Origin of the sequence: Paenibacillus cookii (assembly GCF_018333375.1) — a bacterium.
GTDB classification, from domain to species: Bacteria; Bacillota; Bacilli; order Paenibacillales; family Paenibacillaceae; genus Paenibacillus_AQ; species Paenibacillus_AQ cookii.
In genome coordinates, this window is the sequence record NZ_BORW01000007.1 from 57405 (window position 1) to 70436 (window position 13032).

Below are 13032 nucleotides of genomic sequence, written 5' to 3' on the forward strand. Positions count from 1 at the left end.
GAAAAACTGTCGAAAAATCGAAGATACCGTTAAATTTACCCATTTCGGCACAAAATTAAAGCATCAAATACATGAAGCGCATGTACCGATGCTTTTCTTTATCTATCCAATCAGGCATTTCTGCTTCTGTAATAGACTTTCTGCGTATCGTGTTTTTATGCCTTATGCTGCAGCCGCAATCTTCGCTGGCTCATCACGGCCAATCGTCTCTTTAATTCGCCCTCCCATTTCTCGTCCTTCATCTGTTTGGCGATGGTCAGCAGGTCCAGTGCCATATCGATCTGGCTTTGTACGATGTCTTTCGGATCCTCCTTTTCGCAGTTGACGACGTTTTCGAAGATGGCCTCATCGTCCTCCACGACGTAATCCTGAAAATCGATCTCCGCCGTCCCGTCTCCATGCGCATATTCAGCTAAAATTTCATATTCGTTTTCGACTTTATAATGAACTTCAACCCGGTGGCACACGGGACAGAACAGCAGGGGAACATTATGGACTTGGGTGCGGTAATGCTTCAACGTTCCCTTCGTTCCAACCATACTCGCTCCGCAGCAATAACTCATGCCAGTTCACCCTCCTCTTGATTCCACCGCATTCCTCATTAATGTATTCGCTTTTATTTATGTCGATTCCTTTTTTTCAGTTCGATGCGGCCGGATAAAAATCCTGCAACCCCAGGCCGGATTTAAGGCAAAAATCGGAATAAAGGCCTAGGCCGCGCCGGATCTCGTGCTTTTGACGCACAGGCGCCGTTTTTCGCCGACAGGTATAAAAAGCCCCCGTTGCCGGCATAAGGTTCATCCTTAGGCTTGGCAAAGGGGGCTTGTCTTATGTTAAAACTGAATTAGACAACAAGGTTTTTGTCGCCTGGTTTCCAGTTCATTGCGCACAGTCCGCCGGATTGCAGAGCTTGCAATACGCGCAATGTTTCTTCAACGCTGCGGCCGATATCGTTGTGGTTCACCACTTGATATTTCAGTTCGCCTTCAGGGTTGATGATGAAGAGGCCGCGCAGCGCTACGCCTTCTTCTTCGATGTATACGCCGTAGTCTTTCGAAACGGATCTTGTGATGTCCGAAGCCAGCGGGAAGTTGATTTTGCCGAGACCGTTAGCGTCCGTTGGCGTGTTGATCCAAGCTTTGTGGCTGTGGATCGAGTCCGTGCTTACGCCGAGGATTTCAGCGTCAAGCGCTCTGAATTGGGAAGCGGCTTCGCTCAGAGCCGTGATTTCCGTTGGGCACACGAAAGTGAAGTCCAAAGGATAGAAGAAAAATACGAGCCATTTGCCGCGGTAGTCGGACAGGCTTACTTTACTGAAATCGGAGCCGTCACCAAGTACGGTTTCCATCGTGAAATCTGGAGCTGGTTTACCTACTAAACGTTCTGCCATGTTTAAAAATCCTCCTTTATGATATCTATAGAACAGCCGGATGGCGAAAGCTCTCCCCTGTTCTATATGAAAGAAAAACATATGTTTTTCTTGTTTCAAAGTATGTGCGATCCCGGCGGAACCTACATTTAAAATGTTATCATCAGCCCATTTCAAAGTCAAGATTATATTCGTTATTTATTTGTAATAATTATAAACAGAACGATTTCGTGAACAAAAGCTTCCTATTATATATGTCTTTATCTGCACCTTATTTTTCTCACTTGTTTTTAAGGGTGCTCTTAAGGGTTTCCCGATATACGGCAAAACGGGCACCGCCTCATAAAGGCGACGCCCGTTTGGTTTGTTGCTGCCCGGTTGAGCTTTCAATTATTTCTTCATCGCTGCCACGATCAGATCGCCCATCTCGCGGGTACCGATGGCTTTGCTCTTGTCCACGGCAATGTCGCTTGTGCGATGGCCGTCGTTCAGAACCTTCGCTACCGCTGCTTCGATGGCGTCCGCCGCGTCGGCATAACCGAAGGTCAGGCGAAGCATCATCGCCAAGGACAAAATCGTCGCGATCGGGTTCGCCAGATTCTGGCCGGCGATGTCCGGCGCGGAACCGTGCACCGGTTCGTACAAACCGAACGCCCCTTCGCCCATCGATGCGGAAGCCAGCATGCCGATGGAGCCCGTAAGCATCGCTGCCTCATCGCTCAAAATATCGCCGAACATGTTCTCCGTCACGATGACGTCGAAGCTTGCCGGACGGCGGAGCAGCTGCATCGCGCAGTTGTCGACGAGCACGTGTTCCAGCTCCACGTCCGGGTAATCCGCCGCAACGCGGATGACGACTTCCCGCCACAGGCGAGAAGTTTCCAGGACGTTGGCTTTGTCGACGGAAGCGAGCTTTTTGCGGCGTTTCTGGGCGATTTCGAAGGCTTGGCGAACGATGCGCTCCACTTCGGCCACGTTGTATACGCAGGTATCGACCGCTTCTTCCCCGTGTTCGCCTTGGCGTCTGAATTTATCTCCGAAATAAATCCCGCCGGTCAATTCGCGAACGACCATCAAATCCGTGCCTTCAAGCACTTCCGGTTTCAGCGTCGAGGCATCCTTCAGGCAATCGAACACAACCGCCGGACGAAGATTGGAGAACAATCCGAGCGCTTTGCGGATTCCGAGCAAACCCGTTTCCGGCCGCAGTTCCTTCGGGTTGCTGTCCCATTTCGGTCCGCCCACGGCGCCGAGAAGCACCGCATCGGCATTTTTGCACACCGCCAGCGTTTCCTCCGGAAGAGGCGTTCCTTTCTCGTCAATCGCAATCCCGCCGAACAGAGCGTGTTCCGTTTCAAACGAATAACCAAACAGCTCTTCCGTACGTTTAAGCACCTTCTCGGCTTCGGCTACGACCTCCGGTCCGATTCCGTCCCCGCTGATCACGGCAATTTTCTTCACTTCTGGCATGGTTTCCGTCACTCCTTCTGGTTCCTTCACTCACTGATCACTATTCTTATCTACTGTTGTATCATATTCCGCAGGGCATTGACCAAGATATAGAATCTATCACCTTTATAGTATTTTCCTATAAGCTGCTGCATGAGCAACCGATTCGCCATCCATCGTAATTTCCGACATTCCTATTCCTGCGCGATCGGGCTACAATGGTATCGTATAGACCCAAATTCACGCTGAAGGAGTTGAACGATGTTGCAATATACCTATCTCGGCAAATCAGGGCTGAAGGTCAGCCGCTTATGCCTTGGGACGATGAATTTCGGACCGGCGACGGACGAAAAAGAGGCGTTCCGCATCATGGATGCCGCCCTCGATGCGGGAATCCAGTTTTTTGATACGGCGAACATTTACGGCTGGGGGCAAAACGCCGGACTCACGGAAACGATCATCGGCCGCTGGTTTGCGCAAGGAGGCGGACGCCGCGAAAAGGTCGTCCTGGCGACGAAGGTTCACGGCAATATGCATGATCCCGCCGACGGGCCGAACGGAACGGAAGGCTTGTCCGCATACAAAATCCGCAGGCATCTGGAAGGTTCGCTGAAACGTCTGCAGACCGACCATATCGAGCTGTACCAAATGCATCATATCGACCGCAACGTATCTTGGGACGAACTCTGGGGCGCATTCGAGCTTGCCGTATCGCAAGGGAAAATCGGATACGTCGGTTCCAGCAACTTTGCCGGCTGGCAAATTGCCGAGGCGCAGGGCAAAGCGCAAAGCCGCCACTTCCTCGGCCTTGTGGCCGAGCAGCATAAATATAATTTGAACTGCCGCCTGCCGGAGCTTGAGGTGCTGCCCGCAGCCAAAGCGATGGGGCTCGGAGTCATCCCCTGGAGCCCGCTCGACGGCGGCATACTGGGACGCAATGCGCTGAAAAAGCTGGAGGGCACTCGCAGCGGCGGCAATCCGAACAAAATCGAAAAACACCGCGCGCAGTTGGAAGCTTTTGCCGAGCTGTGCAGCGAAATCGGCGAACCTCAGGACAACGTCGCGTTGGCTTGGCTGCTTACCCATCCGGCCGTCACCGCGCCGATTATCGGGCCGCGGACGCTGGAGCAGCTCGAAAGCTCGCTGCGCGTAATCGACTTGAAGCTGGACGAAGCGGTCTTGAAGCGCCTGGATGAAATTTTCCCGGGACCGGGCGGCGAAGCTCCGGAAGCATACGCGTGGTAAGCCGGCCTTTGAAGAACCCTGTAATCAGCAAAAAAAGCAGTCCGCCGTTTGGCGGTCTGCTTTTTTTATGATCGCAAGGTGCACTTTCCCCTTCCGGGAATAAGCTGATGATAGGTATAAGTTCAATTATTTCTTGATCCAATGCATCATTTCGCGCAGCTGGGAACCGACGATCTCGATCGGATGGTTCGCTTCGTTGCGGCGGGTCGCATTGAGGAATGCGCGGTTGGATTGGTTCTCCAGGATGAAGTCGCGGGCGAATTTGCCTTGCTGGATGTCCGCGAGCACTTCTTTCATCGCTTTTTTCGTTTCATCGGTCACGATGCGAGGTCCGGTCACGTAATCGCCGTATTCGGCGGTATTGGAGATGGAATCGCGCATGTTGGCCATGCCGCCTTCATAGATCATGTCGACGATCAGCTTCATTTCATGCAAGCATTCGAAGTATGCCATTTCAGGAGCATAACCTGCTTCCACCAGCGTTTCGAAGCCGGCTTTGATCAGGGCGGTTACGCCGCCGCAAAGTACGGCTTGCTCGCCGAACAGGTCGGTTTCGGTTTCTTCGCGGAACGAAGTTTCGATAACCCCTGCGCGGGTACAGCCGATGCCTTTGGCATAAGCAAGGCCGATTTGCTTGGCTTGTCCGGTAGCGTCTTGTTCGATGGCGATCAGGCCAGGCACGCCGAAACCTTCGACGTACGTGCGGCGAACCATGTGGCCCGGCGATTTAGGAGCGACCAAAAGCACGTCCGCGTCTTTAGGAGCCACGATTTGTCCGAAGTGAACGTTAAAGCCGTGGGAGAACATCAAGGCTGCGCCTTTTTTCAGGTTTGGTTCGATGTCGTTTTTGTAAACCGAGGCTTGCGTTTCGTCCGGCATCAGGATTTGCACGATGTCCGCTTTGCTTGTCGCTTCGGCAACGGAATATACTTCAAAGCCGTCGTTTTTCGCTTTATCGAAGGATTTGCCTTCACGAAGTCCGATAATGACTTTCACGCCGCTGTCGCGGAGGTTTTGCGCTTGGGCATGGCCTTGGCTTCCGTACCCGATGACGGCAACCGTTTTCCCTTTCAATACGCTGAGTTCTGCATCCTGTTCATAATAAGTCGTCACTGCCATTGTATAAATCCTCCTTTGTTTTTAAAAGAACCCTTATGAAGAGCGGGTGTTTCAAGAGACCTCCGCCGTATTGCCGCCAGGCATGATCCCTTCAAACCCCCGCTCTCCGGCGGGCGGTATGCATATGGTAATCGTGAATAATTATACGTTTCCGCGAATCATCGCGGTGACACCCGTGCGGGAAAGCTCGCGGATGCCGTAAGGCTTCAACAGCTCGATCATCGCGTCGATTTTGGTGGTGTCCCCCACCACCTGCACCATCAAATTATGGCTGCCGATATCGACGACCGAAGCCCGGAAGGTTTCGACCACGCCCATGATTTCAGGGCGTTCCGACGGTTCGGCGTTTACCTTGATCAGGGCAAGTTCCCTTGCAACCATCGGATTGGAGCTCAGGTTGATCACTTTGATGACGTCGATCAGCTTGTAAAGCTGCTTTTCGATCTGCTCCAAGGTATGTTCGTCGCCAATCGTTACGATGACCATGCGGGAGAGCCCCGGTTCTTCCGATTGCCCCACCGTGATGCTTTCGATATTGAATCCGCGTCTGCCGAAAAGTCCGGAAACTCTTTGCAATACGCCCGGCTGGTCATTGACTAGAACGGCAATGGTATGTCTCGTACTCATATTTATGCATCTCCCATCAGCATTTGATCAATGGTCGAGCCTTGAGTTACCATCGGATACACGTTTTCACCCTTGCTGACCACAAACTCGACAACGACGGGTCCCGGCGTTTCAAGCGCTTCCGCCCAAGCTTGGCGGGCTTCTTCCTTGTTCGTCGCCCGGAGTCCCTTCACGCCGTATGCTTCAGCCAGTTTGACGAAATCCGGGCTTCCTTCCAGATCGATATGGCTGTAGCGGTTGTCGTATATCAATTCCTGCCACTGGCGAACCATGCCGAGCACCTGGTTGTTGATGATCACGATTTTGACCGGAATGTTGTTGATCGCGCAGATTGCCAGCTCCTGGGAGCACATCTGCATGCCGCCGTCTCCGTTGATCGAGATGACCAGGCGGTCCGGCTGGGCCATTTGGGCGCCGATCGCCGAAGGCAATCCGAAGCCCATCGTTCCGAGGCCGCCGGAGGTGATCATCGAACGCGGCTGGCTGAATTTGTAATATTGGGCCGCCCACATTTGGTGCTGGCCGACGTCGGTCGTCACGATCGCTTCGCCTTTTGTCGTTTCGTTCAGCATTTCGATGACCCACTGCGGTTTCAGCACCGTGTCGGAATCCTGATAGCTGAAAGGCTTCTCCGCTTTGGACTCCCGGATCCACGCTCTCCATTCGTCCGCTTTGTCCGCGCGTTTCACTTCCGAATTGAGCATTTCCAGAACGGTTTTGACGTCGCCGACGATCGGAATGTCCGTTGGAACGTTTTTCCCGATTTCCGCCGGGTCGATGTCGATGTGCACGATTTTGGCGTTCGGAGCGAACCCGTTCAGGTTGCCCGTTACCCGGTCATCGAAACGCGCCCCGATGTTGATCAGCAAATCCGACTTTTGGATCGCCATGTTCGACGTGTACGTTCCGTGCATGCCCGGCATCCCGGTCCAAAGCTCATGGCCGCTCGGGAAAGCGCCGAGTCCCAGAAGGGTCGTCGTGATCGGAATTTCGGTCCGTTTGACGAATTCGTACAGCGCTTCATGGCCTCCGGAGTAAATGACGCCGCCTCCTGCAAGGATCAGCGGACGCTCCGCTTCGGCAATCGCCTGCACCAATTTGTCCAGCTGAAGTTTGTTCGGCACCATCCGCGGGTTGTAACCGCGAAGATTTACCGCGTTACTGCTGGGCTCAAACAAAGTCAGCGCTGCTGAAACATCCTTCGGAATGTCGATCAGGACCGGACCTTTGCGTCCCGTCGAAGCGATGTGGAAGGCTTCGTGGATAATCCGCGGCAGATCCTTGACGTCCCTGACCAGGTAACTGTGCTTCGTGATCGGCATCGTGATGCCGGTAATGTCCGCTTCCTGGAAGGCATCGGTTCCGATCAAGGACGTTGCCACGTTGCCGGTAATGACAACCAGAGGAACGGAATCCATATAAGCGGTGGCAATTCCTGTGACCAGATTCGTCGCCCCCGGTCCGGACGTTGCGATACATACGCCGACCTTGCCGCTGGCCCTTGCATAACCGTCAGCCGCGTGGATCGCTCCCTGCTCATGACGAGTCAGCACATGTTTGAAATCCTCGTATCCATACATCGCATCGTAAATGTAAAGCACTGCCCCGCCTGGATATCCGAAAACACACTCGACGCCTTCAAGCAAAAGGCTGCGAAGCAATATTTCCGAGCCGGTAATGACTTCCGACTTCATCCATTTCTCACGTAATTGTTCTGTAGACCGCACTTCAGGAATTTGCGCGCTCATCAGTCATCCTCCTCCTCAAAATTTACATACATGTGACATGAGTCAATTTCAAAACATCCTCGGCAGTTCAATGGCGACGATCTATAGATTCAAAACGTTGACTGGACTACACATCGTTTCATTGCTGCCTTTTGAACCTTATGAAATTGATTCGCATCTAAGAAAAACGTCTGTTCGACGTACTTTCACGAAAGAAAGGTTATGCGTGCCGGGAGGTTTGCCTTAGGATCTTCGGGCTGCCATTGCTTGGGTGCTCATTTCATTCCGATATCCGAAAAACAAAAAAACCTTCCGCCCTCCACACAGAATTCCATCTGCGTGAGGGACGAAAGGTTGCGCTTCCGTGGTACCACCCATATTTGCCAAACATCTCGCGATGTCAGCCTCACCAGGTAACGGGATCGGGGCCATAACTTAAGCATCACCAGCCGTTCCCATACCTTAAGTCCGTAACGTGGACCCTACGATTCTCCCTAATAGGCTTTAACGCGTTTCAGGAGAACAGCTCCGAGGTGAGCTCGTATAAAAGGGATTTTGGTGGAGGTTGCAGCAATTCCTCACACTCTCTGAGCAAAAGAGCCCTTTAAACTTCGTCCTCTTCATTGCCGTTGCTTTATGTTCGTTAAAATGTTTAGACACATTATATGATCCCACGAACTTAAAAGTCAATACCCATATTTCTAAAAAAATGAAAAATCGCCCCCGGGAAGGAGCGTACACCGGATGTCGGCTTCACTCATATGATGACATAAATTCATCTTCGAAGAAGCCCAGTTTGAAGGGAGGTCAGACATGATGATCCGCTATCGGAGACCGAAACAAGACGATGCGTTCATTATGCGGTTAATCGATTCCCAGCTTGTCCCCATCTCGCATTTATCGCCGTCCCAGATCGAAACCGTCCGCAAAGAAATCCCAAAAAGACTCAGCCGCGGCATTACCCTAATCGCCTGCCAACGCTATGAGGATGATCCGCTTGGATTCGTCCATTTCATATTGCACGGCAATCTGCTTTACATCGATATGCTGGCCGTCACACCCGAATCGCAGCGCAAAAGATGGGGCAATATGCTGATGGTGCATGCCGAAAAATTTGCGGCGTCACGCGGGTGCACCCGGTCGAAAGTGATGGTCGATGCTGGTAACGCCAGCGGCTTATCTTTTTACCGAAAGCTAGGTTATGTTACGGTGCGTTATCACACGCTGAACCAATGCCATGAACTTGAAAAGAAGCTTTGACCGATCTAAGATCCTATCAAACAGAACCCTGCGGTCGTTCAAATCATGTTTGCACTTTTTTTAGTGCACTATTTTCTTGTTTCTCTTTTAGAAAAATCCGAACGCTCCAGGATATCCTGCCGGGTAACCTCCCGGATAAGGTCCGTATCCGTATCCCGGAACCCCGTAAGGTCCGTATCCATACCCTCCGCCGTAATATCCTGCATAAGGAGCCGTACCGATGGCCAAAAGATCGAACAATACAAGCGGAATGATCGCCTTTGTTTGCACTTTTTTACCTTTGCTCCGCCCGAGAATCAGACGGTTTCCTGATATCCGAAGAAGCTTGCCTGTAACCAAGTTGCCGTCTTTTTTGACAGCCACTATATGTTGACCGATCAGCTTTTGCGCTTGTTTACGGGTAACAGTCTGCTGCATAAGATCCCTCCTCCAAATGTGTTCAATGGCAGTCTATTCCGCCTGCCCCCCCTCCGCTTGTTCCATAGCCCGGTATACCGTCAAGTTTGGTGCCTATTCCGCCGGAAATTCCGGCGCAAAAAGGCCGCATTCCATTGGAATGCAGCCTTTTGGTTTCACTTGCATATAACGTTTTACCGTTTCCCCGGATCGTACGGTTCCCCGAGCGAAGCCGGAGCGGAAGATCTTCCGACCGCGGCGACTAGCACGATAACCGTCAACACGTAAGGAAGCATGTAGATAAATTCCTGAGGAATTTCCTTCGACCAAGCAAACAGCTGGAAGTAGTTCCCGATCGCTTGCGAAAAGCCAAAAAACACGGCGGCCCCAAAAGCGCCCAGCGGATTCCACTTCCCGAAGATCATCGCGGCGATCGCGATAAAACCTTGGCCGGAAATCGTATTATGCGAAAACGTATTGGTCGTCGTCAACGTAACGGTCGCCCCGCCGAGCGCCGCCAAAACGCCGCTGACGATCACGCCGATGTAGCGCATCCGCAGCACTTTGACGCCAACGGTGTCCGCGGCGCTCGGATGTTCGCCGACGGCGCGGAGACGCAGGCCGAACGATGTTTTGTACAGCACGTAAAATACGACCAGCACCAAAATGATTGCCAAATAGGTCGTGATATAGTTGTTGAACAGCCCTTCCCCGATAATCGGAATATCCGACAGCAGCGGAATCGGCACCTTCGCAAGCCCTTCCTTGAGCAGCGTCGTTTCGCCTGCCCCTTCAAACAAGAGCTTCACCATGTACAGCGTGCTTCCTGCAGCCAAAAAGTTAATGACGACGCCGCTGATGACCTGATCCGCCTTAAACGTGATCGAAGCGACGGCATGAATCAAGGAAGCGATGCCACCCATGACCAGCGCGGCCAAAATGCCGATATACGGCGAAGCTGCGCCCATGCCGGCATCCTCGGCATAAAACGACGCCACGCCGGCGGCAAACGCGCCAAAGGTCATAAAGCCTTCAATCCCGATGTTGATGACGCCGGAACGTTCAGAGAAGATGCCTCCCAATGCGGCAAAAATGAGCGCGGTAGAAAAAACAAGCGTCGTATTAATCAGCTGGCCAATTGTTGTCATCCAATCCATTTACAACACCTTCTCTTTCTTGCGCTTAAGATAGAAGGGCTTAAGAACCCAGCGCACGATGCCCTGTGCGGCAATAAAGAATATGATCGAACCGATGACGATCCGGATGATTTCCGGCGGCACTTCCGCCCCGAAGCTCATGCCTGCCGAACCATATGTCAATATGCCGAACAACGATGCGGACAACAAAATGCCGAATGGATGGTTTAATCCGATCAATGCGACGGCAATGCCGTCAAAACCGATTCCCGGGGATCCGGTGAAAATCGCTTGATAGTGGAATACGCCCAATACCTGGAACGCTCCGCCCAAACCGGCAAACACGCCGCTGATAAACATCGCTTTGACGATATTCTTTTTTACGCTCATGCCCGCATATTGGGCAGCATGCCCGTTATGGCCGACGGCCCGGAGCTCGTATCCTTGCTTGCTTTTCCACATATAGATAAAAAAGAATACGGCTGCCAAAATGGCGATGATCGTGCCCCAATGCATGCGCGCATTGTCGAAAGCCGTAGACAACCAGCCGATGGAAATGGATGCGGTATCCTTAATTTCCTCGGATCGTTGCTGGCCTTTTTCGAGAAGGAAGTTACGCACGATGTAGTTGCTGAAGTACAGCGCCGTCCAGTTCAGCATGATGGAAATAATAACCTCGTTGACGCCGCGTTTCGCTTTCAAGTAGCCGGTAATGCCGGCCCAAATGCCGCCGGCAAGGCCGCCTGCAATGATGGCTACAAGCGCATGCACGACGATCGGCAAACCCGACAGCTTAATGCCTACCGCCGTGGCAGCCGTCATGCCGACGATGTATTGCCCTTCGGCGCCGATATTAAACAGGCCTGCCCGGAATGCAAACGCGACGGCAAGCCCCGTCATGATCAACGGCGTGATTTCGCGGATCGTTTCCCCGAAATCATAAACGTTGCCAAAAACGGTCTTAAACAGGGAACCGTATGCGAGCAGCGGATCATAACCGCCGATCAGCATAATGATCGCCCCGACGATAAGGCCCATAACGACGGCTACAAGCGGCACCAGGAGGCTGTTCACGGAAAAAATCTTAAACAATTTGCTCATCATGCTTTACCCCCCGATTTCTTGCTGCCCGCCATCATGAGACCCAGCTCCTGATCGTTGGTTTCCTCAGGCAATACCTCGCCCACGATTTGCCCTTCGTAGATGACGGCAATCCGGTCGGAAACGTTCATGATTTCATCCAGCTCGAAAGAGATCAACAATACGGCTTTGCCTTGGTCGCGCTGGGCAACCAGCTGCTTTTGCACGAATTCGATCGCGCCCACGTCCAGACCGCGGGTCGGCTGGGCAGCAATCAGCAGGTCCGGATTTTTGTCTATTTCCCGGGCTATAATCGCTTTTTGCTGGTTACCGCCCGACAAGGAACGGGCTTTCGTCTCGATGCTCGGCGTTCTGACGTCAAACGCCTCGATCAGCCGTTTCGCCTGCTTGTCGATTTCCTTTTTGCTCAAAAAGCCCGCTTTGTTATACGGCGGCTTGTAATACGTCTCCAACACCATGTTTTCGCTCATCGAAAAATCAAGGACAAGCCCGTGTTTATGGCGGTCCTCCGGAATATGGGACACGCCGCTTTCCGTAATGAAGCGCGGACTTTTGTTCGTGATGTCCTTGCCGTTGAGCATAATGATGCCGCTGTCGACCTGGCACAGCCCGGTGATCGCTTCGATCAGCTCGCTTTGTCCGTTGCCGTCGACGCCGGCAATCCCGAGGATTTCACCCGCACGAACGTTCAAATTCAAGCCGTTCAGCACGGAAACGCCCTCTTTGTTTTTCATCGTCAAATTTTGCACTTCGAGAACGTTTTGCTTCGGCGAAGCCGGCTTTTTGTCCACTTTAAAAGAAACGCTCCGTCCGACCATTTTCTCCGCCAGCTCATTCGGATTCGTCTCCGAGGTTTTGACGGTATCAATGACCTTGCCGCGTCGAATAATGGTCACATTATCGGAAATCTGCATGATTTCTTTCAATTTATGCGTAATGAGAATAATCGATTTTCCCTCTTCGACGAGACGTTTCATGATCCCCATCAGATCGTTGATCTCTTGCGGGGTTAAAACGGCGGTAGGCTCGTCAAAAATAAGGATATCCGCACCGCGGTAAAGCGTCTTCAAAATTTCGACGCGCTGCTGCATCCCGACGGAAATATCTTGGATTTTGGCATGCGGATTTACCTTCAGCCCGTATTGATCCGACAGCTTCTGGATCTTGGCGACCGAAGTTTTGTAGTCCAGCTGGATCCCCATTTTTTTCGGTTCCATGCCCAGCACGATATTTTCGGTTACGGTAAACGGCTGGACGAGCTTAAAGTGCTGATGCACCATCCCGATCCCGAGTTCGATCGCTTTGTTCGGGCTATCGATAATGACTGGTTTGCCGTTTACTTCGATGCTTCCTTCGTCCGGCTGGTACAATCCGAAAACGATATTCATGAGCGTGGACTTGCCCGCGCCATTTTCGCCGAGCAATGCATGAATTTCTCCCTTATGCAGCTTTAAGCTGATAGAGTCGTTGGCAACTATGCCGGGAAAGCGTTTGGTTATTTGCTTCAACTCAACGACAGGGGTCGCTGCACCCATGAGATCACCCTTTATCATGATTTGGTTTCAGGCAAAAAGCAAAGAAAAGGCCAGTTATACAACCAGCC

12 protein-coding genes are annotated in these 13032 nt (G+C 52.2%); 2 read left to right on the forward strand and 10 right to left on the reverse strand.

Translation table 11 applies throughout. The annotated features are described in order from the left end of the window. Positions 1-155: 155 nt before the first annotated feature. From KI367_RS09110 to leuB, 3 genes are all read right to left on the reverse strand, one after another. Positions 156-563 carry a hypothetical protein gene (locus KI367_RS09110; RefSeq protein WP_036708505.1) on the reverse strand — a complete coding sequence of 136 codons (408 nt, stop codon included), beginning with the start codon at positions 561-563 and terminating at the stop codon, positions 156-158. A 281-nt stretch (positions 564-844) separates the two neighbouring features. Further along, positions 845-1390 (reverse strand): peroxiredoxin, encoded by a 546-nt coding sequence (locus KI367_RS09115; protein ID WP_036708501.1) that lies wholly within the window; start codon positions 1388-1390, stop codon positions 845-847. Positions 1391-1759: 369 nt separating this feature from the next. Continuing rightward, the gene (leuB, locus tag KI367_RS09120) at positions 1760-2839 is read right to left on the reverse strand and encodes a 3-isopropylmalate dehydrogenase (protein ID WP_212949115.1); all 1080 of its coding nucleotides are present in this window, start codon (positions 2837-2839) and stop codon (positions 1760-1762) included. Between the two features lie 243 nt (positions 2840-3082). Here leuB and KI367_RS09125 point away from each other — a divergent pair, with 243 nt between their 5' ends. Further along, positions 3083-4063, forward strand: a complete 981-nt coding sequence (locus tag KI367_RS09125; RefSeq protein ID WP_212949325.1) for an aldo/keto reductase — start codon at positions 3083-3085, stop codon at positions 4061-4063. 126 nt (positions 4064-4189) lie between these two features. On the opposite strand, the gene ilvC is transcribed toward KI367_RS09125, so the two are convergent. The 3 genes from ilvC to ilvB form a co-directional block, all read right to left on the reverse strand. Beyond that, positions 4190-5182, reverse strand: a complete 993-nt coding sequence (ilvC, locus tag KI367_RS09130) for a ketol-acid reductoisomerase (protein WP_036708497.1) — start codon at positions 5180-5182, stop codon at positions 4190-4192. Between the two features lie 141 nt (positions 5183-5323). Beyond that, complete coding sequence (gene ilvN / locus KI367_RS09135; RefSeq protein WP_036708494.1) at positions 5324-5809, reverse strand: acetolactate synthase small subunit; 486 nt, start codon at positions 5807-5809, stop codon at positions 5324-5326. A gap of 2 nt (positions 5810-5811) precedes the next feature. After that, positions 5812-7557: a biosynthetic-type acetolactate synthase large subunit gene (ilvB, locus tag KI367_RS09140; RefSeq protein ID WP_036708491.1), complete on the reverse strand. Its 1746-nt coding sequence runs from the start codon at positions 7555-7557 to the stop codon at positions 5812-5814. A 792-nt stretch (positions 7558-8349) separates the two neighbouring features. On the opposite strand from ilvB, the gene KI367_RS09145 reads away from it, so the two are divergent. Then, the gene (locus KI367_RS09145; RefSeq protein ID WP_306433227.1) at positions 8350-8796 is read left to right on the forward strand and encodes a GNAT family N-acetyltransferase; all 447 of its coding nucleotides are present in this window, start codon (positions 8350-8352) and stop codon (positions 8794-8796) included. An 87-nt stretch (positions 8797-8883) separates the two neighbouring features. Here the strand turns inward: KI367_RS09145 and KI367_RS09150 are convergent, their stop codons facing one another. The 4 genes from KI367_RS09150 to KI367_RS09165 all read right to left on the reverse strand — a co-directional run bounded on the left by KI367_RS09150 (position 8884) and on the right by KI367_RS09165 (position 12964). Then, on the reverse strand, positions 8884-9213 hold the full coding sequence (locus KI367_RS09150; protein ID WP_212949117.1) for a hypothetical protein: 330 nt from the start codon (positions 9211-9213) through the stop codon (positions 8884-8886). 173 nt (positions 9214-9386) lie between these two features. Further along, on the reverse strand, positions 9387-10349 hold the full coding sequence (locus KI367_RS09155) for an ABC transporter permease (protein WP_212949119.1): 963 nt from the start codon (positions 10347-10349) through the stop codon (positions 9387-9389). Then, positions 10350-11429 (reverse strand): ABC transporter permease, encoded by a 1080-nt coding sequence (locus KI367_RS09160; RefSeq protein WP_036708616.1) that lies wholly within the window; start codon positions 11427-11429, stop codon positions 10350-10352. Beyond that, positions 11429-12964, reverse strand: coding sequence for an ABC transporter ATP-binding protein (locus tag KI367_RS09165; RefSeq protein ID WP_036708484.1), 1536 nt, complete (start codon positions 12962-12964; stop codon positions 11429-11431). The genes KI367_RS09160 and KI367_RS09165 overlap by 1 nt, the downstream gene beginning before the upstream one ends. Between the last annotated feature and the right edge of the window lie 68 nt (positions 12965-13032).